The organism is Phyllobacterium brassicacearum (assembly GCF_003010955.1).
Classification (GTDB): domain Bacteria; phylum Pseudomonadota; class Alphaproteobacteria; order Rhizobiales; family Rhizobiaceae; genus Phyllobacterium; species Phyllobacterium brassicacearum.
This window is the reverse complement of record NZ_PGGO01000015.1, coordinates 98,375-119,160: the sequence shown is the minus strand read 5'-3', so window position 1 is coordinate 119,160 and position 20,786 is coordinate 98,375. Positions and strand designations below refer to the sequence as shown.

Annotated in this window: 20 protein-coding genes; 16 read left to right on the top strand and 4 right to left on the bottom strand. The window is 57.8% G+C overall.

Going from position 1 to position 20,786, the window contains the following annotated elements; genetic code table 11:
- Positions 1–115: 115 nt before the first annotated feature.
- Positions 116–922, bottom strand: a complete 807-nt coding sequence (locus CU102_RS19145; RefSeq protein ID WP_106712693.1) for a siderophore-interacting protein — start codon at positions 920–922, stop codon at positions 116–118.
- Between the two features lie 332 nt (positions 923–1,254).
- Here CU102_RS19145 and CU102_RS19140 point away from each other — a divergent pair, with 332 nt between their 5' ends.
- The 11 genes from CU102_RS19140 to lpdA all read left to right on the top strand — a co-directional run bounded on the left by CU102_RS19140 (position 1,255) and on the right by lpdA (position 14,178).
- Positions 1,255–1,791: a protease inhibitor Inh/omp19 family protein gene (locus CU102_RS19140; RefSeq protein WP_106712692.1), complete on the top strand. Its 537-nt coding sequence runs from the start codon at positions 1,255–1,257 to the stop codon at positions 1,789–1,791.
- A 40-nt stretch (positions 1,792–1,831) separates the two neighbouring features.
- Positions 1,832–3,025, top strand: a complete 1,194-nt coding sequence (gene zapE, locus CU102_RS19135; protein WP_106712691.1) for a cell division protein ZapE — start codon at positions 1,832–1,834, stop codon at positions 3,023–3,025.
- Between the two features lie 302 nt (positions 3,026–3,327).
- The gene (mdh, locus tag CU102_RS19130) at positions 3,328–4,290 is read left to right on the top strand and encodes a malate dehydrogenase (RefSeq protein ID WP_106712743.1); all 963 of its coding nucleotides are present in this window, start codon (positions 3,328–3,330) and stop codon (positions 4,288–4,290) included.
- Positions 4,291–4,360: 70 nt separating this feature from the next.
- A complete protein-coding gene (gene sucC, locus CU102_RS19125; protein WP_106712690.1) occupies positions 4,361–5,557 on the top strand; it encodes an ADP-forming succinate--CoA ligase subunit beta in 1,197 nt (398 codons plus the stop codon).
- 3 nt (positions 5,558–5,560) lie between these two features.
- Positions 5,561–6,475 carry a succinate--CoA ligase subunit alpha gene (gene sucD, locus CU102_RS19120; protein ID WP_106712689.1) on the top strand — a complete coding sequence of 305 codons (915 nt, stop codon included), beginning with the start codon at positions 5,561–5,563 and terminating at the stop codon, positions 6,473–6,475.
- Between the two features lie 140 nt (positions 6,476–6,615).
- On the top strand, positions 6,616–9,633 hold the full coding sequence (locus CU102_RS19115; RefSeq protein ID WP_106712688.1) for a 2-oxoglutarate dehydrogenase E1 component: 3,018 nt from the start codon (positions 6,616–6,618) through the stop codon (positions 9,631–9,633).
- A 27-nt stretch (positions 9,634–9,660) separates the two neighbouring features.
- The gene (odhB, locus tag CU102_RS19110) at positions 9,661–10,944 is read left to right on the top strand and encodes a 2-oxoglutarate dehydrogenase complex dihydrolipoyllysine-residue succinyltransferase (RefSeq protein WP_106712687.1); all 1,284 of its coding nucleotides are present in this window, start codon (positions 9,661–9,663) and stop codon (positions 10,942–10,944) included.
- A 175-nt stretch (positions 10,945–11,119) separates the two neighbouring features.
- Entirely contained in the window at positions 11,120–11,557 is a 438-nt protein-coding gene (locus tag CU102_RS19105) for a VOC family protein (protein ID WP_106712742.1), read from the top strand.
- A gap of 2 nt (positions 11,558–11,559) precedes the next feature.
- Positions 11,560–12,198 (top strand): LysE family translocator, encoded by a 639-nt coding sequence (locus CU102_RS19100; protein ID WP_106712686.1) that lies wholly within the window; start codon positions 11,560–11,562, stop codon positions 12,196–12,198.
- 8 nt (positions 12,199–12,206) lie between these two features.
- Positions 12,207–12,737 carry a hypothetical protein gene (locus tag CU102_RS19095; protein WP_133624618.1) on the top strand — a complete coding sequence of 177 codons (531 nt, stop codon included), beginning with the start codon at positions 12,207–12,209 and terminating at the stop codon, positions 12,735–12,737.
- 34 nt (positions 12,738–12,771) lie between these two features.
- The gene (gene lpdA / locus CU102_RS19090) at positions 12,772–14,178 is read left to right on the top strand and encodes a dihydrolipoyl dehydrogenase (RefSeq protein ID WP_106712684.1); all 1,407 of its coding nucleotides are present in this window, start codon (positions 12,772–12,774) and stop codon (positions 14,176–14,178) included.
- A gap of 72 nt (positions 14,179–14,250) precedes the next feature.
- On the opposite strand, the gene CU102_RS19085 is transcribed toward lpdA, so the two are convergent.
- The 3 genes from CU102_RS19085 to CU102_RS19075 all read right to left on the bottom strand — a co-directional run bounded on the left by CU102_RS19085 (position 14,251) and on the right by CU102_RS19075 (position 16,844).
- Positions 14,251–14,586, bottom strand: coding sequence for a hypothetical protein (locus tag CU102_RS19085; RefSeq protein WP_208113854.1), 336 nt, complete (start codon positions 14,584–14,586; stop codon positions 14,251–14,253).
- A gap of 152 nt (positions 14,587–14,738) precedes the next feature.
- On the bottom strand, positions 14,739–15,806 hold the full coding sequence (locus CU102_RS19080; protein ID WP_106712683.1) for a TraB/GumN family protein: 1,068 nt from the start codon (positions 15,804–15,806) through the stop codon (positions 14,739–14,741).
- A gap of 81 nt (positions 15,807–15,887) precedes the next feature.
- Positions 15,888–16,844 carry a tyrosine recombinase XerC gene (locus CU102_RS19075; protein ID WP_106712682.1) on the bottom strand — a complete coding sequence of 319 codons (957 nt, stop codon included), beginning with the start codon at positions 16,842–16,844 and terminating at the stop codon, positions 15,888–15,890.
- A 122-nt stretch (positions 16,845–16,966) separates the two neighbouring features.
- Here CU102_RS19075 and rimM point away from each other — a divergent pair, with 122 nt between their 5' ends.
- The 5 genes from rimM to CU102_RS19050 all read left to right on the top strand — a co-directional run bounded on the left by rimM (position 16,967) and on the right by CU102_RS19050 (position 20,700).
- Positions 16,967–17,548, top strand: coding sequence for a ribosome maturation factor RimM (gene rimM, locus CU102_RS19070; protein WP_106712740.1), 582 nt, complete (start codon positions 16,967–16,969; stop codon positions 17,546–17,548).
- A complete protein-coding gene (trmD, locus tag CU102_RS19065; RefSeq protein ID WP_106712681.1) occupies positions 17,545–18,255 on the top strand; it encodes a tRNA (guanosine(37)-N1)-methyltransferase TrmD in 711 nt (236 codons plus the stop codon). Before rimM ends, trmD begins: the two co-directional genes overlap by 4 nt.
- A 219-nt stretch (positions 18,256–18,474) precedes the next feature.
- The gene (rplS, locus tag CU102_RS19060) at positions 18,475–18,927 is read left to right on the top strand and encodes a 50S ribosomal protein L19 (RefSeq protein ID WP_106712739.1); all 453 of its coding nucleotides are present in this window, start codon (positions 18,475–18,477) and stop codon (positions 18,925–18,927) included.
- A gap of 152 nt (positions 18,928–19,079) precedes the next feature.
- Positions 19,080–19,874 (top strand): transporter substrate-binding domain-containing protein, encoded by a 795-nt coding sequence (locus CU102_RS19055; protein WP_106712680.1) that lies wholly within the window; start codon positions 19,080–19,082, stop codon positions 19,872–19,874.
- Positions 19,864–20,700, top strand: a complete 837-nt coding sequence (locus CU102_RS19050) for an amino acid ABC transporter permease (RefSeq protein WP_245425415.1) — start codon at positions 19,864–19,866, stop codon at positions 20,698–20,700. Before CU102_RS19055 ends, CU102_RS19050 begins: the two co-directional genes overlap by 11 nt.
- Positions 20,701–20,786 lie beyond the last annotated feature (86 nt).

Here is a 20,786-nt window from a genome sequence, read left to right as displayed (position 1 = left end):
GGATACTATTTCTGGTCGTAGAGGGCTTATATGGCGGAAAAGGGGAGGAAATGCCAGTGCCAGCGCAAATCAAAGCTGCGTTCAGATGGCACGGGCTCGACGTTCTGATAATGAATCAATGCGGCTCATGGGCGTCGGCGACGCCGCGCAGCCAATAGCCTGCCGCCTTGACCCATTCGCCATTGAAGCCGCGCTGTTCGACAAGATGACTGCGCACGGCTCTGGAGATGCTGCTTTCACCGGCGATGAAGGCATAGCAGTCGCCCTCAGGTAAGTTGAGCTGTGCGATGGTCTGGAGCAGCAGATCATTGTTGCCAGCCTCGGCACCATTGCGATGCACCCAGAAGATTTCCGCCCCGGCATCCGTCCTTAATGCCTGCTCTGCTTCCTTACCGGCAACCTCGATGACGGCAAGGGCGCGTGCCGTAGTGGGCAACTCTTCAAGACGGCGACCGATCGCGGGCAGGGCGGTTTCGTCGCCGGCGAGCAGATACCAGTCGAAGGCGTCCGGAATGATCATGGAGCCGCGCGGGCCACCGATCACGATCTTTTGGCCGATTTCCGCCTGCGCTGCCCAGTTTGAGGCAGGGCCGTCGCCATGCACAACAAAGTCGACGTCGAGGGTGTTCGATGCTGCATCGTAAGAACGCGGTGTGTAATCGCGCATTTCCGGACGGGGCTTGTCGGTAGGGAATGTGAGACCGTCGGGGCCGAGTATCGGCAAAACCGGTTCACTGCCGGCAGTTGGGAAGAAAATCTTGATGTGGTCGGCATAGCCGGGGCTGGTAAAGCCTTGCAACTCGTCGCCCGCAAGCGTCACGCGCAGCATGAGTGGGGTGATATGTTTGATCGCCTGAACTTCGAGCCGCCGCAGGCGGGTCTCATGGCGGATTCTTTGGGGAGATTTATTTATGAGTGTCATTGTCAACAAATATCGCGACGCACTCATCGTTTCAATTGGGGTTCTCACACATTTCCGTTATACGGGTGAGAATTTGTATAAGACTTTATTCACTTTGAAATGATTGAATTGGTTAATGTCGTCGATTCTTGCTATCGAAGACAGATGCTGGAGAGTGTGGCGATATTGTCATTTCAGCCATTTTTTGATGGTCCAGGCGCGAGAAACGGCCAAATATGACCGGATTTTCTAATGCGCGGGTTGAAATTTTGCCAAGATCGCCATTGTGTATGGTTAAGAACCCAAATGGAATCGCAATCCTCACATGGATGCGCAGATGGAGAACTGAGGTTATGGGGACTTTGAAAGTCAATTTGCTGACCGTTGCCGCTGTCGGCATGGTGATGGCGGGATGCCAGAGTTCACGAATGGACCCCGTCTCGACCGCACCCGCGCCACTTCAGGCCGCGCCCTCGGGCGCAGTCAGCCAGAGCCAGTTGCCGCCACCCGGCGGTGCCAATCAGTTCCCGACCGCCCCAACGACGGGCACCGCGGCACCGGGCACACAAGGCAATACCCAGGTCGCGGCCTTGCCACCGGCAAACGCTCCGGACCTTACGGCCAGCAGTGTCGCCGGCGTCTGGAATGCATCGATGGGTGGACAGAGCTGCAAGATTGCAACGCCACAGACAAAGTTCGGCCAGGGGTACCGTGCGGGTCCGCTACGCTGCCCGGGTGAGCTTGCCAACCTTTCGTCATGGGCGGTCAGCGGTAAGCAGCTTGTCCTTTACGACGCTGCTGGCGGCACTGTCGCGCGCCTCTATTCGTCGGCGCCGTCCAAGTTCGACGGCCAGACATCAGGCGGGCAGAATCTAAGCCTGTCACGCTAAACAAGGAGCGCGCTTTTCTTAAGCGCGCCCGGAGACTGTATTGTCGCACGATAATCTGAAAGTCTTCCCCTCCGTGCGCGAGCGCTACGATGCGCTCGTGCAGGCAGGGGATATTGATGTGGATCCGGCACAACAGCAGCTGGCTGACCGTTTTGATCTGCTGATCCGGGAGCTCGCGACAACGCGGCTCGCCACCAAGTCAAGTGCGCTGGGCTGGTTGTTCAGTCGCCGTGCGCCGCGTCGCGAGATCATCAAGGGTCTCTACATTCACGGTGAGGTCGGGCGCGGCAAGACGATGCTGATGGATATGTTTCACCAGCTCGTGCCGGCCAAACGCAAGCGCCGCGCGCATTTTCTTGATTTCATGGCCGATGTGCACGAGCGCATCAATGCTCACCGCCAGGCATTGAAAAACGGTGAGACCAAGCAGGATGATCCCATACCGCCCGTAGCCGACGCGCTGGCGGAACAGGCGTGGGTTTTGTGTTTCGATGAATTTACTGTGACGGATATTGCTGACGCAATGATCCTGTCACGGCTGTTCCGTGCGCTTTTCGAGCGCGGCGTTGTGCTCGTCGCCACCTCAAATGTCCAGCCAGACGATCTTTATCGCGACGGACTCAATCGCCAGCTTTTCCTGCCGTTCGTAGAGCTCCTGAAAACGCATGTGGATGTCGTCAATCTCGACGCCCGCACAGATTACCGCCTGGAGAAGCTGAACCGTTTGCCGGTTTATCTTTCACCTCTGAATGAAGAAACTGACCGGTTGATGAACGAGGCCTGGCACGCAGCAACGAGCGGAGCCATCGTGGTGCAGGATAGCTTGAAGGTGAAAGGCCACACCGTGCTTATCCCGCAGGCCGCGCCACATACGGCCGCAGCTCGCTTTACGTTCGCGGATCTCTGTTCCAAGCCGCTCGGTGCTGCAGATTACACCGCGATTGTCCAGCATTACCGAACCATCTTCATCGATGCCGTGCCGATCCTGGATTATCCAAGGCGGAATGAGGCCAAGCGGTTCATCATCCTGATCGACATTCTATATGACCAAAACGTCCATCTTGTGATCTCTGCGACCGCGTCTCCGGACAAGCTTTATGCGGCGAAGTCGGGAACCGAGGCGTTCGAATTTGACCGGACGGCGTCGCGGCTTTTTGAGATGCAGAGCGAAGAGTATCTGGCCGTAACCGGCAAGCTCAGTCCAGTCGCAGAGGCGCGTTCCGCCGAGGGCTGAACGTGTGGTTTTTGGGTCTTGCAGACCTCCATATTTTCATCAATTTGATATGTTGTTTATGGTAGAATTAGTAGACTTTTGCATTGCTGCTATTCGAAATATTTGACGTTTACGTAAATCCCATTAAATCTAAACGATTGAATTTATTGAGGCGAAAATTTTCGGTTGAGTTATTTTGCAAAGGGGAATATTCGAACGTCCCAACGCGAAGGCATGTGGTGTGAGGTTTGCCGTCTGGCGGTCCGACTATCGAATATGTTCTTTGGCGTCCGTCAAGACTTCAGATCAGGGAAGCAACCAGCATGGCACGTAACAAAATCGCCCTCATCGGTTCAGGCATGATCGGTGGAACGCTTGCACATTTGATCGGGCTCAAGGAGCTCGGTGACATCGTGCTTTTCGACATCGCAGAAGGCATACCGCAGGGCAAGGGACTGGACATCGCCCAGTCGTCGCCTGTTGACGATTTCGACGCGAAGCTCGTCGGCGCCAATGACTATTCGGCTATTGAGGGCGCGGATGTTGTCATCGTTACTGCAGGCGTACCGCGCAAGCCGGGCATGAGCCGCGATGACCTTCTCGGCATCAACCTCAAGGTCATGGAGCAGGTTGGCGCGGGCATAAAGAAGTACGCCCCCGGCGCTTTCGTGATCTGCATCACCAATCCGCTAGACGCCATGGTCTGGGCACTGCAGAAGTTCTCCGGCCTGCCGAAGAACATGGTTGTCGGCATGGCCGGCATTCTCGATAGCGCACGCTTCCGTTATTTCCTTGCTGACGAGTTCAAAGTCTCCGTTGAGGATGTCACGGCCTTCGTTCTCGGCGGCCACGGCGATTCCATGGTACCGCTCACCCGCTACTCGACCGTTGCCGGCATCCCTCTGCCGGATCTGGTCAAGATGGGATGGACCAGCCAGGAGAAGCTCGACCAGATCGTCCAGCGCACCCGCGATGGTGGCGCCGAGATCGTCGGCTTGCTGAAAACCGGCTCTGCGTTCTATGCGCCTGCGTCCTCGGCAGTTCAGATGGCCGAGGCTTTCCTGAAAGACAAGAAGCGCGTGCTGCCAGTCGCGGCTCACCTCTCGGGCCAATATGGCGTCAAGGACATGTATGTCGGCGTGCCGGTCGTGATTGGCGCAGGCGGTGTCGAGCGCATCATCGAAATCGACCTCAACAAAACCGAAGAAAAGGCCTTCGAAAATTCCGTCGCTTCTGTCGCCGGTCTTTGCGAAGCCTGCATCGCCATCGCGCCGAACCTCAAGTAATCCGGCCTGAATTCATCCTGAAACGATCCTGACCATGCTTGCCAGGATTCTTCGTAAAGGAAATTAGATAATGAATATTCACGAATACCAGGCCAAGCGTCTGCTGCACAGTTTTGGTGCGCCGATTGCCAATGGCGTCGCCGTCTACTCGGTCGAACAGGCGGAAGAGTGGGCAAAGACGCTCCCCGGACCCCTCTATGTGGTCAAGAGCCAGATTCATGCTGGTGGTCGCGGCAAGGGCAAGTTTAAGGAACTCGGCCCCGATGCGAAGGGCGGCGTTCGCCTGTCGCGGTCGGTCGAGGAAGTCGTCGCCAACGCCAAGGAAATGCTGGGCAACACGCTTGTGACGAAGCAGACCGGCCCGGCGGGCAAGCAGGTCAATCGCCTTTATATCGAAGACGGCGCCGACATCGAGCGCGAGCTGTATCTGTCGATCCTCGTCGACCGTTCTGTTGGCCGCCCGGCCTTTGTTGTTTCCACGGAAGGCGGCATGGACATCGAAGCGGTCGCCCATGACACGCCGGAAAAGATCCTGACCGTGGCGATTGATCCGGAAAACGGTGTAACCGCCGAAGACACCGCGAAGATCAATGACGCCTACGGCCTCACCGGCGAAGCGCGGAAGGACGGGGAAGTGCTGTTCCCGATCCTCTACAAGGCCTTCACCGAGAAGGATATGAGCCTGCTCGAGGTCAACCCGCTGATCGTCATGAAGGATGGCCGTCTGCGCGTACTCGACGCCAAGGTATCATTCGACGGCAATGCACTGTTCCGTCATCCGGACGTGGTCGAGCTGCGGGACGTGACGGAAGAAGACGACAAAGAAATCGAAGCATCGAAATATGATCTCGCCTATGTCGCCCTCGACGGCAATATCGGCTGCATGGTCAATGGCGCCGGTCTCGCCATGGCAACGATGGATATCATCAAGTTGTATGGTGCTGAGCCGGCTAACTTCCTCGACGTTGGCGGCGGAGCCAGCAAGGAGAAGGTAACGGCAGCATTCAAGATCATCACTGCCGATCCTGCGGTCGAAGGCATCCTGATCAATATTTTCGGCGGCATCATGAAGTGTGACGTCATTGCCGAAGGCGTGATCGCAGCTGTCAAGGAAGTCGGCCTCAAGGTTCCGCTGGTCGTTCGTCTCGAAGGCACCAATGCTGTACTCGGCAAGAAGATCATCAATGAAAGCGGCCTCAATGTCGTCTCCGCCGATGATCTCGATGACGCCGCGCAGAAGATCGTCAAGGCCGTGAAGGGAAACTAAGGCATGTCTATTCTCGTCAACAAAGACACCAAGGTTCTCGTTCAGGGCCTGACCGGCAAGACCGGTACATTCCATACCGAACAGGCTCTGGCCTATTACGGCACGCAGATGGTCGGCGGTATCCATCCGAAAAAGGGTGGTGAGACCTGGGACGGCAAGCTGCCGACCGGTTCGAACGCCCAGCTCCCGATTTTCGCCTCCGTTGCCGAAGGCAGGGACCGCACCGGCGCCAATGCCTCTGTGATCTATGTTCCGCCAGCAGGCGCCGCAGAAGCCATTATCGAGGCGATCGACGCGGAAATTCCGCTGATCATCTGCATCACTGAGGGTATCCCGGTCATGGACATGGTGAGGGTCAAGGCTCGCCTTGACCGCTCCACATCGCGTCTGATCGGCCCGAACTGCCCGGGCGTGCTGACACCGGAAGAATGCAAGATCGGCATTATGCCGGGTAACATCTTCAAGAAGGGTTCCGTGGGTGTTGTATCCCGCTCCGGAACACTTACCTATGAAGCTGTGTTCCAGACCACCAATGAAGGCCTTGGCCAGACCACCGCTGTCGGTATCGGCGGCGATCCTGTGAAGGGCACGGAATTCATTGATGTACTGGAAATGTTCCTTGCCGACGAAGCGACGAAATCGATCATCATGATCGGTGAAATCGGTGGCTCGGCCGAAGAAGATGCAGCGCAGTTCCTTGCCGACGAAGCAAAGCGTGGCCGCAAGAAGCCGATGGCCGGTTTCATCGCCGGACGCACGGCTCCTCCCGGACGCACGATGGGCCATGCCGGTGCCGTCATTTCCGGTGGCAAGGGTGGTGCGGAAGACAAGATCGCGGCCATGGAAGCTGCGGGTATCCGCGTGTCGCCGTCGCCTGCGCAGCTTGGCAAGACATTGGTCGAAGTCCTCAAGGGCTAAGATCGACATAACAGACATGGATCGGGGCGGTTGCCGCCCCGACCAATCCACGGGGCCAAGCGGGCCTCAAGCCAGAGTGTCTCCGGTTGAGCCGGTGAACTCTCATCAAGGGAGACGGAGCGCGGGCTCCGGTCACAATCATGGCACGTCAAGAACAGGCCAACGACATTTTTGCGCTCACCTCGTTTCTCTATGGTGGCAATGCCCACTATATCGAGGAACTACACGCGAGCTATGAGAAAGATCCGGCATCGGTCGGTCCCGAATGGCAGGAATTCTTCGCCAATCTGAACGACCCCAAGGAGGATGTTCTCAAGAACGCCAAGGGCGCGTCGTGGGAGAAGCCGAACTGGCCTATCGCGGGCAACGGCGAACTCGTCTCGGCACTCGATGGCAATTGGGGCGAAGTCGAAAAGCACATCACCGACAAGCTGAAGGCCAAGAGCGCAAACGGCGCCGCCGCGGCGAACGGTGTTGCAGCTCCCGCAGTGACCGCATCCGACGCAGATATCATTCATGCAGCGCGCGATTCCGTCCGCGCGATCATGATGATCCGCGCCTATCGCATGCGTGGCCACCTGCATGCCAAGCTCGATCCGCTCGGGCTTGCGGAAGTAAAGGAAGACTATAACGAGCTCTCACCGGAGAGCTATGGCTTCTCGCCGGCCGATTACGACCGAAAGATCTTCATCGATAATGTGCTGGGCCTCGAGTATGCGACGATCCCGCAGATGCTCGATATCCTCAAGCGCACCTATTGTTCGACCATCGGCGTCGAGTTCATGCACATTTCTGATCCGGTAGAGAAGTCCTGGATCCAGGAGCGCATCGAAGGTCCCGACAAGGGTGTCGCCTTCACCGCGGAAGGCAAGAGGGCAATCCTGTCGAAGTTGATCGAAGCGGAAGGCTTTGAGCAGTTCATCGACGTCAAATACAAGGGCACCAAGCGCTTTGGTCTGGACGGTGGCGAGTCGCTCATTCCGGCACTGGAGCAGATCGTCAAGCGTGGCGGTTCCATGGGCCTCAAGGAAATCGTCCTCGGCATGGCGCATCGCGGCCGTCTGAACGTGCTCAGCCAGTTCATGCGCAAGCCGCATCGCGCCATTTTCCATGAGTTCAAGGGCGGCTCCTACACGCCGGACGACGTCGAAGGTTCCGGCGACGTGAAGTACCATCTCGGTGCCTCGTCGGATCGCGAGTTCGACGGCAACAAGGTTCACTTGTCGCTGACTGCCAACCCGTCGCATCTCGAAATCGTCAATCCGGTGGTCATGGGCAAGGCACGTGCGAAGCAGGATCTGCTCGCCGGCCGCGAGCGTGACGAGATCGTACCTTTGTCCGAGCGTTCGAAGGTCATGCCGCTGCTCCTGCACGGCGATGCCGCCTTTGCCGGCCAGGGTGTGGTCGCGGAATGTCTGGGTCTCTCCGGTCTGCGCGGACACCGTGTTGCCGGTACTGTGCATTTCATCATCAACAACCAGATCGGGTTCACCACCAATCCGCGTTTCTCGCGTTCCTCGCCCTATCCTTCCGACGTGGCGAAGATGATCGAGGCGCCGATCTTCCACGTCAATGGCGATGATCCGGAAGCTGTGGTCTACGTGGCAAAGATTGCCACCGAGTACCGCATGACGTTCCACAAGCCGGTCGTCATCGACATGTTCTGCTATCGCCGGTTCGGTCACAATGAAGGCGATGAGCCGGCATTCACGCAGCCGATCATGTACAAGACGATCCGCAGCCAGAAGACCACGGTCCAGCTCTATTCGACCAAGCTGATCGAGGAGGGGCTCATCAACGAGGCCGAACTCGAAAAGATGCGCGCCGCTTGGCGAGAGAATCTCGAGCAGGAGTTCGAAGCGGGCCAGGCTTACAAGCCGAACAAGGCCGATTGGCTGGATGGCGCCTGGAGCGGTTTGCGCACGGCGGACAATGCCGATGAGCAGCGCCGCGGCAAGACCGGACTGCCGGTAAAGACGCTCAAGGAAATCGGCAAGAAGCTTGCCGAAGTTCCGGCTGGCCTCAATGTTCACCGTACCATCCAACGTTTCCAGGACAATCGCGCCAAGATGATCGAGACCGGCGAAGGTTTCGATTGGGCGACGGCGGAAGCCCTGGCATTCGGTTCGCTCGTTACCGAGGGCCATCCGGTGCGTCTGTCCGGTCAGGATGTCGAGCGCGGCACGTTCAGCCAGCGTCATTCGGTGCTCTACGACCAGGATACCGAACAACGCTATATCCCGCTCAACAACCTGCAGAAGGGCCAGGCGCTTTACGAAGTCATCAACTCGATGCTTTCTGAAGAAGCCGTGCTCGGCTTCGAATATGGCTACTCGCTGTCCGACCCACGCGCCCTGACCTTGTGGGAAGCGCAGTTCGGCGATTTCGCCAATGGGGCGCAGGTCATCTTCGACCAGTTTATCTCCTCCGGCGAGCGCAAGTGGCTGCGTATGTCCGGTCTCGTCTGCCTCTTGCCGCATGGCTATGAGGGCCAGGGACCGGAACATTCCTCGGCCCGTCTTGAGCGCTATCTGCAGCTTTGTGCGGAAGACAACATGCAGGTCGCGAACTGCACGACGCCTGCCAACCTCTTCCACATCCTGCGCCGCCAGATGAAGCGTGACTTCCGCAAGCCGCTGATCCTGATGACGCCGAAATCGTTGCTGCGCCACAAGCGCGCGGTTTCTTCGATCGGCGAATTCACGGGGGATTCCTCGTTCCACCGCTTGCTGTGGGACGATGCACAATTGTTGAAGGATCAGCCGATCAAGCTGCAGAAGGATTCGAAGATCCGCCGCGTGGTCCTATGCTCGGGCAAGGTCTATTACGACCTTTACGAGGAGCGCGAGAAGCGCGGTATCGACGACGTCTATCTCCTGCGTGTCGAGCAGCTTTATCCATTCCCGGCAAAGGCCCTGATCACCGAGCTCTCCCGCTTCCGGAATGCGGAAATGGTCTGGTGTCAGGAGGAGCCCAAGAACATGGGCGCCTGGGCCTTTATCGATCCCTATCTGGAATGGGTCCTGGCGCATATCGATGCAAAGCATCAGCGCGTCCGTTACACCGGACGTCCTGCGGCCGCATCAACCGCAACCGGCCTGATGTCCAAACACCTTGCACAGCTCGAAGCATTCCTTGAAGATGCTCTGGGTTCATAATTAGACAGATCAACGAGAGCTAAGAACATGGCAACCGAAATACGCGTCCCAACGCTGGGCGAATCCGTTTCCGAAGCGACCATTGGCAAGTGGTTCAAAAAGGTCGGCGAGGTCATTGCCGTTGACGAACCTCTGGTTGAGCTTGAGACTGACAAGGTAACGATTGAGGTTCCGGCAGCAGCTGCCGGATCGCTCGCTGAAATCACCGCCAAGGAAGGTGATACGGTCGAGGTTGGCGCTTTGCTCGGTATGATCGGGTCGGGCGATGGCGCGGCAGCCGCCCCGGCAAAGCAGGAGGCAAAGCCGGAAGCTGTAGCCCAGGCATCGGGCGCCGCGGCCGCTGCGACGACTTCAGAAGCCGCGACAAAGACCGCCGAAGTTGCCGGTGAGCCGGCGATTGCCGAGCGCAAACCCAGTGAAATGCCGGCATCACCCGCTGCCTCCAAGCTCTTGGCCGAAAAGGGTGTATCCCCATCGCAGGTCGAAGGTTCGGGCAAACGCGGTCAGGTCCTCAAGGGGGATGTGCTCGATGCCGTTGCCAAGGGCATCCCCGCACCAGCTACCGAGGCGCCGGCAGCTGTCGCACGCCCTGCATCCTCAACCGACGATGCTTCGCGCGAGGAGCGGGTGAAGATGACCCGTTTGCGTCTGACGATCGCAAAACGCCTCAAGGATGCACAAAACAGCGCTGCCATGCTGACCACCTACAATGAGGTGGACATGTCGGCAGTGATGGATTTGCGCAACCGCTACAAGGACATCTTCGAGAAGAAGCATGGCGTGAAGCTTGGCTTCATGGGCTTCTTCACCAAGGCAGTCACCCATGCACTGAAGGAAATTCCTGCGGTTAACGCGGAAATCGACGGCACGGACATCATCTACAAGAATTTTGCCCATGTTGGCGTCGCCGTCGGTACGGACAAGGGCCTCGTTGTCCCGGTCGTACGCAATGCCGACCAGATGTCGATCGCCGAGATCGAAAAGGAAATCGGCCGTCTCGGCAGAGCCGCACGCGATGGTGCGCTTTCCATGGCGGATATGCAGGGCGGCACCTTCACCATCTCCAATGGCGGTGTCTATGGCTCTCTCATGTCCTCGCCTATCCTGAATGCGCCGCAGTCCGGTATTCTTGGCATGCACAAGATCCAGGATCGCCCGGTTGTCGTCGGTGGACAGATCGTTATCCGTCCGATGATGTATCTTGCGCTCAGCTACGATCACCGCATCGTTGACGGCAAGGAAGCGGTTACTTTCCTCGTTCGCGTCAAGGAAAGCCTGGAGGATCCCGAACGCCTCGTTCTCGATCTGTAATACATGCCGTCAATTAGCGGGGCTGTGGCTGACGCGGCCCCGTGGTACATCGAACTGAAATCGCATAGTCTCGGCCAACGGCCAGAGTAAAATGTGTGTTTGGTTGGTTGTGATGTCTCGTATCAATAATCTGCCGTCGATTGAATTGCCGGCATACGATGAAAGGCAAAGCAAAATGGCTGATGTACCTCATTTCCCACCTGTCGAACCCCACATCTGCGTTAAGGGGGGTCTCGAAGCCATCGCTTTTTATGAAGAGGCTTTCGGCGCCACGAAAACGTTCAAGCAGATGACCGAGGACGGAAAACGCGTTCTGCACGCCAATCTGTCACTGTTTGGTGGCACGATCATGATGCATGACGAGTTTCAGGAGTTTGGCGGCGATGTTTTGTCGCCGGTCAGCCGCGGCGGCGCGAGCGTTGCGATCGACATCAACTTGCCGAAGGCTGCTGATGTTGACCAGGCAGTCGACCGCGCGGTCAAGGCGGGTGCAACACTCATCATGCCCATTGAAGATACCTTCTGGAACGCGCGTTATGGACGCGTGAGGGATCCATTTGGCCATGTCTGGGCGTTCAATGCACCGCTCGGTGAAGCGGCGCCCGGAGCATAGGCATGTCGCAATATTTCTACGAGCTGCTCGGCCTCATGGCGGTGTTTTCGATCATGATCGTATCGCCGGGTGCTGATTTCGCGCTCGTCGTCCGGCAAAGCATTGTGTACGGACGACGCAGCGCCATCATCACCAGCTTCGGCATCGGCGCATCACTGCTGTTCCATATCAGCTATACCGTGCTGGGACTCGGGCTTATCGTATCAAAATCCCTCTACCTCTTCAGCATGCTCAAATGGGCGGGGGCCGCCTATCTGTTCTATCTTGGCGTCAAGGCGTTGCGGGCCCCGGCGCCAGAAGCTCCAGCCGGGGTGGCAGAAAGCAAGCCGACCCGGCAGCTCTCCGGCCTGCGCTGTTTCCTGATGGGGTTCGTCACGAACGCACTGAATCCGAAAGCTGTGCTGTTCTTCCTGTCGCTGTTTTCGGCACTGGTCAGTCACGAAACACCCATCCTGGTCCAGGCCGGTTACGGCGTGGTCATGTCGACAGCGCTCATATCATGGTTCATCGCTGTTTCCGTATTCTTCACCATGCAATCCGTGCGCGACCGCTTTGTTGCCTGGGGACGCTGGTTCAACCGCGTCACAGGCGTTGTGTTCATAGGGCTTGGTGTCAAGCTTGCCACCCAGCAGGCGAGTTAGAAAATCCGATGGCTGCTTGCGCCCGTTCCCATTTCGTATTTGCCGTCACTACGCTGATGGCCGCGGCTTCATTCGTGGCAGCGCCAGCCTTTGCTGCCTGCACACAGGACCGCGCCATTTATGCGGATCGGGATGACGCCTATACACTCACCTTCATAACCGTGCCGGAAAACCTGCCGGTGATGACATCCAACGAATTCTCGCTCCAGATGAATGGCAGCGATCTGAAAATGGATGGCGTGGTGATGTGGAGTGACAGTGTGCCCCGCCCCAACGGCATCATCATGTACAGGTGCCCGACCGGGGATGTCACCGGTGATGAACTTGAACAATGCACGGTATGGCGAGGCGTCATCTACGCCCTGACGGAGGGTGCGGACGCCGACCTCCTGCCCAAGGCCAAGGAGCCGGCGGCGCAGGCTATACTCTTGCCGGGCTTTGCCAGCTCCATCAGCGGCTTCAACTTCAAACTCGAAAAACCCATCGAGACTTTCCCCTGGGAAGTCTTCCGTTTCAAAGAATGCATACCCGAACAGTAATTTCGCGTGAGCTCCCCAAAAGAAGGATTGAATTATGGCTTATGATGTCGTCGTCATCGGAACAGGTCCGGGTGGCTATGTGTGCGCGATCAAGGCCGCGCAGCTTGGCTTGAAGACCGCAGTGATCGAGAAGCGCGCAACATTCGGCGGGACTTGCCTGAACATTGGCTGCATTCCTTCAAAGGCGATGCTTCACGCTTCAGAAGTGTTCCACGAGGCCGGTCATTCGCACGCCACGCTTGGCGTCGACGTCGGCACACCCAAGCTCAACCTGAAGGCTATGCTGGCCCATAAGGACGCAACAGTGGAAGCCAACGTCAACGGCGTCGCGTTCCTGTTCAAGAAGAACAAGATCGACGCGTTTATCGGCACTGGCAAAGTGTTGAGCGCCGGCAAGGTTTCCGTGACTGCCGATGATGGGTCCGTGCAGGAGATCGAGGCAAAGAACATTGTCATTGCAACCGGTTCCGACGTCGCGAGCATCCCCGGCGTCAAGGTCGAATTTGACGAGAAGGTCATCGTTTCCTCGACCGGAGCACTCGAATTCCAGAAGGTGCCGGAACGTCTCGTCGTCGTTGGCGGTGGCGTCATCGGGCTCGAACTCGGCTCGGTCTGGAGCCGCCTTGGGTCTAAAGTGACTGTTGTCGAATATCTGGACAAGATCCTTGGATCGATGGACGGCGAAGTTTCGAGGCAGTTCCAGCGGATGCTGGAAAAGCAGGGTATCGAGTTCAAGATGGGCGCCAAAGTCACCGGTGTGGAAAAATCCGGCAAGGACGCCAAGGTTACCTTCGAACCGGTCAAGGGGGGCGGAGCCCAGACGATTGATGCCGACGTGGTGCTCGTCTCCACGGGGCGCAGACCCTATACCGATGCGCTTGGCCTTAAGGAAGCCGGTGTAGCTGTGGACGATCGCGGCCGCGTCGCCATCAATGATCATTGGCAAACCAACGTTCCAGGAATTTACGCCATTGGCGATGTGGTCGACGGCCCGATGCTGGCGCACAAGGCGGAAGATGAGGGTATTGCCGTTGCCGAAATCCTTGCCGGCCAGGCCGGACATGTCAATTACGATGCCATCCCGAATGTCGTGTACACGCAGCCGGAAGTGGCGTCTGTCGGCAAGTCCGAGGAAGAACTGAAAGCGGCCGGCATCGAATACAAAGCCGGCAAATTTCCGTTCACGGCCAATGGCCGTGCGCGCGCCATGTTGCACACAGACGGTTTCGTCAAGATTCTGGCTGACAAGGCGACTGACCGCGTCCTCGGTGTTCACATTCTCGGTTATGGCGCTGGCGAAATGATCCATGAGGCGACCGTCTTAATGGAATTCGGTGGGTCGTCGGAGGACCTGGCACGCACGACACATGCGCACCCGACGATGTCGGAAGCCGTGCGCGAGGCAGCACTCGCTACCTTCGCCAAGCCGATCCATATGTAATCCGCCAGCGATTGCACGTGAAAAAGGCCCGAGATCTCTCGGGCCTTTTTGTTTCGGCTCATGCGTTAATGATTACTGTGCGGGAGCCGGGGTTGTCGGTGCAGGCGCCGTAGACGGTGCCGGGGCAGGCTCGGCTGGAGCCGGAGCTGTCGGCGCAGGTGCCATTGCGTCAGGTGCCGGTGGCGTTGCCGGAGCCGGTGCCTCGCTCGTCGGAGCTGGCGGCGTTGGAGCGGTCATTTCACTGCCACCACGGTTGAAGTAATAGTAACTTCCCACTACCAGCGCCGCGATAAGAATGCCGGCGATCAGAAAACCGCTGCCGCCACCGCCAGACTTGATCACAGTGGATTTCGGATTAGTCGGATCGGACTCCATCGGCCGCTGCTGCAAGTTTGGATCATAGGTCATTTCGTGTCCTCCGTGACATTCCTTTGCACAAGGATAAATCAACAACGGCCATTTCACCGGTTTGTTCCAGAACATCCAACAAATGCAGAGGTATGATTGATAGTGGTATGCAGTTTTACGTCCGACTTGCGGTTAAATACTTGCGTACTCGATCAATGGGCCGTGATTGTATATCCCTTGTTTTTCAACAGTGAGACAAGACCTTGCTCGCCCGGAAGATGTAGGGCGCCCACCGCAACGAATGCATTGCCCCTGTCGATAATCGGGGCGGCACGCTCCGCCATGGTCCGGTTGCGAGTATTGATCATCTTCTCTTCGAATTCCGCGTAATTCTGGCCGCTTTCGGTGCCATCGGGGGATACCGAGCGCATAAGCGGGAAGATCATGCCGATATCACCTTGCGTGTAGAGAACAGTCATCGTTTCGAAGACGTCCGGCAGTTTCGGCCCCAGTGTCAGCGTTTCGATCAGGCCGTCGATGTGAAATTGCGTCGGGAGCGACGCCATGGCTCCGAGCTGGTCCTTGATGGTCTCAAGTCCGGCGATCTGTTTGCCGTGGTTTCTTGCCTCCTCGGCCAGCTTGATATCGAGGAAGTTCTTTCCTTCCTTCTTGCGTGCCAGTTCACAGGCTGGCATGGCAAGCATGCTTGTCAGCATCCAGGGCTGCATGCGGTTGACCGCTGCAAGGGAAATACCGCGCTCGGAAAGGGCAGTCTTGACAGTCTCAAGCTTGTCTTTGGGGATGAGCTTATCCAGCGTCGTGCCGTCCGTAAACATCATGAGATCCGGCGTTTCGGCCATCACCTTCATGGGCGCCTTGGGGTCAAGCACTTCTTCTGTCTCGATGACAATTGTGTCTGCCCCTTCATAGGCTGTTTCGGCCGCCTCGGAGAGTTTGAGCACGCGAGGATCGGTCAGGTGCATCGTTCCGAACAGGTATGACGGCTTCACGCCGGTTTTTTCAATTTTCCAAAGCAATCCCTTCCCGTTGATGGTTTCAGCGGCCTCCTTGCGCAGTGCTTCCAGCTTTGCCGGGTCGGACTTTGCCATGTCGGCGATCAGATCGTGACCGCCGCAGCCGATCTCCTGCGCCCGAATGCGCGTGGCGCTGAAAGCGACCGCGAGAAATGAGGCGACCAACAGCCAGCTCAGAGCCAGGCAGAGCCGCAGAATGCCGTCGGCGATACGGTCGAGAGCAGGGAAAATGTCTTTGTCGTTCATAACGAGGTTCTATCCGTGCGCCTGCGGAGAAAGCGTTACTCTCTGCCAGCAAATTGTCTACAGTATGAAATTCATGCGGGTTCAGGCGCGGGGATGCGCCTTGTCGTAGATTTCCATCAATCGTTCCGTATCGACGCCGGTATAGACCTGCGTGGTCGACAGGCTCGCGTGGCCGAGCAGTTCCTGGATCGTGCGCAGGTCACCGCCGCGGCCAAGCAGGTGCGTGGCGAAAGAATGCCGCAACGCGTGGGGGGTCGCGGTGTCCGGAAGACCGAGCGCGCCGCGCATGCGCTGCATGTCACGCTGAATGATGGCCGAGTGCAGCTCGCCGCCGCGTGCGCCTCGAAACAGCGGCTTGCCTTCATCAAGCGTGTAGGGGCAGAGTTTGCGATACTCAGCGACAGCCCTGTGCACCACCGGCAGCAGCGGCACCATCCGGGTCTTTCCGCCCTTGCCCGTGATTGCAATCGAGCGGGCTTCAGGGTCGGTAAGAGAGCCGCCATCAAGGCCGAGCGCCTCGGAGATGCGCAGGCCGCACCCGTAAAGCAGGGTGAGCACGGCGGCATTGCGCGCGGCAATCCATGGTTGCTCATTCAATTGCTCGCCTGTTTCGACCACGCGCCTCGCATCCACCAAGGTCAGCGGCTTTGGCAGCGACTTTGGCTGGCGCGGTGCGCGCATGGCGATCGATGCCGCTGCGTTCGCCATGCCCTGTTTTTCCAGATGGCGCAGGAAGGAACGTATGCCAGCAAGTCCACGGCCAAGCGTCCGTGCGCCTGCGCCATCATTGCGCCTGCGCGCCAGAAAGGAACGCAGATCGGCGATGCGCAACGTAGCCACGTCCGTCAAGGCGGGAGGTTCGCCGAGGTGACCGGTGAGAAACTGGAAGAACTGGCGCGTGTCCCGCTCATAGGCCTCCAGCGTGTTCGCGGCCAGGCGCCTTGTGTTCTTCAGCGACTTTAGCCAGTTTTCGCGCGCTTCGATCAGGTCGGCTTTGGCGGAAACCAGAAATTGTTCGGTCTGCGGCTGCACGCCCATGGCATCATTCCTCGATTCTAGACGGCAACCCTGGCACAGGACTCCTTACGAGAACGTTTCAGCCTTGGTTTTGCTCGCGCTTTGCTCTAATTCGGGCTGAATGCATGAAAATGGAAAAACCCATGGCGAAGTTAAATGATCCGGTACAGTTGGCGGTAATCGGCGCGGCGCATGGAACGCGCGGCGAACTCAGGGTGAAAACCTTTACCGGCGATCCGATGGCGCTCGGCGATTATGGCATGCTTTACGACGTAACGGGCAGGGCTTTCGAGGTTCTGGATATCCGTCCGGCCAAGACGGTTGTCGTCGTGCGCTTCCGCGGCGTGAACGACCGCAATATGGCTGAGGCACTGAACGGGACGACCCTGTTCATCGACCGATCGCAACTGCCGCAGGATCTGGACGAGGACGAATATTATCATTCCGACCTGATCGGCCTCGAGGCGATCGATGCGGAAGGCAAGCGCCACGGCAAGGTATCCGCCATGTTCGACTTTGGTGGCGGCGATCTCCTCGAGCTGACAATTCCGGGCAAGCGTCCCATGTTGATCCCGTTCACGCAGGCCGCCGTGCCGCATGTCGACGTCAAGGCGGGACATATTGTCATTGATCCTGCTGCGGCCGGTCTCATTGCTGACGAGAACGAGGATGAGGAGCGCCGCCGTCAGCTTGGCGGCGAAGGCGGCGGGAAGAATCGGCCATGACAACGCCAGAAGGCGGTTTTCGCGCAACGGTGCTGACGCTCTATCCGGAAATGTTTCCGGGACCGCTCGGCATTTCCCTTGCCGGCAAGGCGTTGCAGGATGGAGCTTGGTCGCTGGAGACGGTGCAAATCCGCGATTTTGCGACTGACAAACACCGCATGGTCGACGACACGCCGGCTGGCGGCGGAGCGGGCATGGTGATGAAGCCGGATGTGCTGGCCCGTGCAGTCGATCATGTTGCTGACAGTCGGCCGAAATTGTTCATGAGTCCACGCGGCAAGCCGCTCAGTCAGGCACGCGTGCGCGAACTTAGCTCGGGTCCCGGTGCGATTGTGCTTTGCGGACGCTTCGAAGGGGTCGACGAACGATTGATCGAGGCGAGGGGTTTTGAAGAAATCTCCATCGGCGACTATATCCTCTCAGGCGGCGAAACCGCGGCGATCGTCGTTCTCGATGCCATCGTCCGGCTCCTGCCCGGCGTCATGGGCAATGTGCTTTCCGGAGAAACCGAGAGCTTTGAAACCGGTCTGCTCGAACACCCGCATTATACCAAACCCCAGGAATGGGAGGGCCGGCGCATTCCGGATGTGCTGCTCTCCGGCAATCACGGTGCCATCGACAAATGGCGGCGGGCGGAAGCCGAGCGTCTGACGCGGGAGAGACGCCCCGACCTCTGGGAAGTCCACAAGACCCCGCAAGAAAAATGAGCGGGCAAAAAGAATCGCTGCCAGACGTGACAAAGTGGCTTTTATGGTGTATCAGCCCGCCAACTCGGGAAAACCCAAGTCCATTATCAATGGCCATTAATCAATGAATGGTGAATTCGCTCCTGCCTCCACCGGAGGCATAGAAATGCGGCTAGAATTGCTGCGTGCCAAGTGTCGAGCGCTCTGACTGTTCGAGAAGACAAGAAAAGGATGAAGACGATGACCGTCGAAATTATTCGTCAGCTCGATTTGGAGCAAAGAGCAAAGATCGAAGCAAAGCGCACCCTTCCGGATTTCCGCCCCGGCGACACGGTTCGTGTCAATGTCCGCGTGACGGAAGGTACCCGTACCCGCGTGCAGGCCTATGAAGGCGTTTGTATTGCCCGTAATGGCGCTGGCATCAACGAGAACTTCACAGTTCGCAAGATTTCCTACGGCGAAGGCGTCGAGCGCGTATTCCCGGTCATTTCCCCACTCGTTGAAGGCGTTGAAGTCGTTCGCCGCGGCAAGGTTCGTCGCGCCAAGCTCTATTACCTGCGCGGCCTGACCGGCAAGGCAGCCCGTATTGCCGAAAAGAAAGACAACCGCAAGGGCAAGACTGTTGTTCCGGCCACCGGCGCAGCCGAGGTCGTAACGGAAGCAACTGTTGCCAAGGCACCTGCTGCTGAATAAGCACAGTTCGTATCAGTTCTGAAAAAGGCGGTCTCCGGGCCGCCTTTTTTTGTTTGCTGCATTTGCCCTCCCCTTGTGGGGAGCAGGGGGATTGACGCGCCGGTGACAAGGTGAAATCTGTTGCCGACGCAACCACGTGACAGGGGTTTGAGATGAACGTGCGATCGATTCTTTTGGCCGGGCTGATGCTCGCCGTGACGCCAATATCCGCTTTGGCCGCCGACCTCCCCGATCTTGGCGGCAAGCAGGTCACGGTTGTGACGGAGAATGCCTACCCGCCCTTGCAGTTCGTTGATCCCAAGACCGGCAAGCCGGTCGGGTGGGAGTATGATGCGATGAACGAGATCGCCAAGCGGCTGAACTTCAAGGTTGAGTATCTCAACACGAGCTGGGATGCGATGATCCAGGCGGTTTCGGACAACCAGTATCAGGTCGGTATGACCGGCATCACTATCAATGACGAGCGCAAGCAGAAGGTCGAATTCTCGGAACCATACATGCGTTCCGAACAGTTCATGCTGGTGCGCAGCGATGAAAAACGCTTCACCGACGCAAAGAGTTTCGCTGAAACCAAGGATACGCTTGTCGGCGCGCAGCCGGGCACGACCAATTTCTACGTCGCGGTCTATAATGTTCTTGACGGCAATGAGCAGAACCCGCGCATCAAGCTGTTCGAAACCTTCGGCGCGACCATCCAGGCCCTGAAGACTGGAGATGTCGATCTTGTCCTCACTGACAGTACGGCCGGCAAGGGCTATGTCGATGCATCGGACGGCGCTTTGAAGCTGATTGGCGGACCGCTCGGTGCGGAGGATTTCGGCTTTATCTTCCCGAAGGGCTCGGATCTGGTGGCACCGGTCAATGCTGCGATCGCCGCTCTGAAGGCCGATGGCACATTCGAGTCGCTCAACAAGAAATGGTTCCTTGATTACAAGCTTGGCCAGTAAGCTGACGGACAACGCTCAGAAAAGGAAACCTTCGGAGAAGAAGGATTTCCCATGGTGGCTGCTTGTTGCTGTGGCCATTGCCATTGTTCTCGGAATCGCAATCCTTGTCAGCCCCATTTACGGGCAGGTCTTTGCCACGGTGTCCCAGGGCATCTGGATTACTGTCTGGGTTTCGCTTCTCGCGTTCTTTCTGGCTTCGGCATTCGGCCTGCTTCTGGCGGTAATGAGCCTGTCTGACCATATCGCCGTGCGGCAGGTTGCACGGTTCTATGTCGAGATCGTACGCGGCATCCCCCTCCTCGTGCTTCTGTTCTATATTGCCTTCGTCGGTGCACCGGCTGTTGTTGCCCTGTGGAATTTCCTCACCCAGCCCTTGCAGAGCGCCGGGATCTTCGAGCCTATGATGGTCCGGGACTTTTCGCTGCTCTGGCGCGCCATCATCGCGCTCATGCTTGCCTATGCAGCCTTCCTTGCCGAAATCTTCCGTGCCGGAATCCAGTCCGTCGACAAGGGCCAGATCGAAGCCGCCAAGGCAGTCGGGCTGAAGCGATTTCAACGCTTTCGTCTCATCATCATGCCGCAGGCCATCCGCACGATCCTTCCGCCCTATGGCAATGATTTCATCTCGATGGTGAAGGATACCTCGCTGGTATCCGTGCTTGGTGTTGTCGACGTGACGCAGATGGGCAAGGTCTATGCGTCCGGCTCCTTCCGCTTCTTCGAGACCTATTCCGTCGTTGCCTATGTCTATCTGATCCTGACGATCAGCCTGTCGCTCGGGCTGCGCTGGGTGGAGCGGAGAATGGGTCGGACCGAGCGCGGGTGAAATGGTTCTGACCAGGCAACGGATAGCAGTCAAAGAGCGGCGCATTGTCGCCGGAATATTACTTTTTTCGCTTGTTTCTTGACGTA

What these genes read in the sequence shown, in the direction of transcription:
- CU102_RS19075 (WP_106712682.1), bottom strand. Translation starts at nt 16,844, where the DNA reads ATGGGCGTGCAGCCGCAGACCGAACAATTTCTGGTTTCCGCCAAAGCC.
- CU102_RS19085 (WP_208113854.1), bottom strand. Translation starts at nt 14,586, where the DNA reads ATGACCTATGATCCAAACTTGCAGCAGCGGCCGATGGAGTCCGATCCG.
- CU102_RS19140 (WP_106712692.1), top strand. Translation starts at nt 1,255, where the DNA reads ATGGGGACTTTGAAAGTCAATTTGCTGACCGTTGCCGCTGTCGGCATG.
- CU102_RS19145 (WP_106712693.1), bottom strand. Translation starts at nt 922, where the DNA reads ATGACACTCATAAATAAATCTCCCCAAAGAATCCGCCATGAGACCCGC.
- CU102_RS19080 (WP_106712683.1), bottom strand. Translation starts at nt 15,806, where the DNA reads ATGAACGACAAAGACATTTTCCCTGCTCTCGACCGTATCGCCGACGGC.
- odhB (WP_106712687.1), top strand. Translation starts at nt 9,661, where the DNA reads ATGGCAACCGAAATACGCGTCCCAACGCTGGGCGAATCCGTTTCCGAA.
- CU102_RS19055 (WP_106712680.1), top strand. Translation starts at nt 19,080, where the DNA reads ATGAACGTGCGATCGATTCTTTTGGCCGGGCTGATGCTCGCCGTGACG.
- sucC (WP_106712690.1), top strand. Translation starts at nt 4,361, where the DNA reads ATGAATATTCACGAATACCAGGCCAAGCGTCTGCTGCACAGTTTTGGT.
- lpdA (WP_106712684.1), top strand. Translation starts at nt 12,772, where the DNA reads ATGGCTTATGATGTCGTCGTCATCGGAACAGGTCCGGGTGGCTATGTG.
- CU102_RS19100 (WP_106712686.1), top strand. Translation starts at nt 11,560, where the DNA reads ATGTCGCAATATTTCTACGAGCTGCTCGGCCTCATGGCGGTGTTTTCG.
- rimM (WP_106712740.1), top strand. Translation starts at nt 16,967, where the DNA reads ATGGCGAAGTTAAATGATCCGGTACAGTTGGCGGTAATCGGCGCGGCG.
- mdh (WP_106712743.1), top strand. Translation starts at nt 3,328, where the DNA reads ATGGCACGTAACAAAATCGCCCTCATCGGTTCAGGCATGATCGGTGGA.
- trmD (WP_106712681.1), top strand. Translation starts at nt 17,545, where the DNA reads ATGACAACGCCAGAAGGCGGTTTTCGCGCAACGGTGCTGACGCTCTAT.
- rplS (WP_106712739.1), top strand. Translation starts at nt 18,475, where the DNA reads ATGACCGTCGAAATTATTCGTCAGCTCGATTTGGAGCAAAGAGCAAAG.
- CU102_RS19115 (WP_106712688.1), top strand. Translation starts at nt 6,616, where the DNA reads ATGGCACGTCAAGAACAGGCCAACGACATTTTTGCGCTCACCTCGTTT.
- CU102_RS19105 (WP_106712742.1), top strand. Translation starts at nt 11,120, where the DNA reads ATGGCTGATGTACCTCATTTCCCACCTGTCGAACCCCACATCTGCGTT.
- sucD (WP_106712689.1), top strand. Translation starts at nt 5,561, where the DNA reads ATGTCTATTCTCGTCAACAAAGACACCAAGGTTCTCGTTCAGGGCCTG.
- CU102_RS19095 (WP_133624618.1), top strand. Translation starts at nt 12,207, where the DNA reads ATGGCTGCTTGCGCCCGTTCCCATTTCGTATTTGCCGTCACTACGCTG.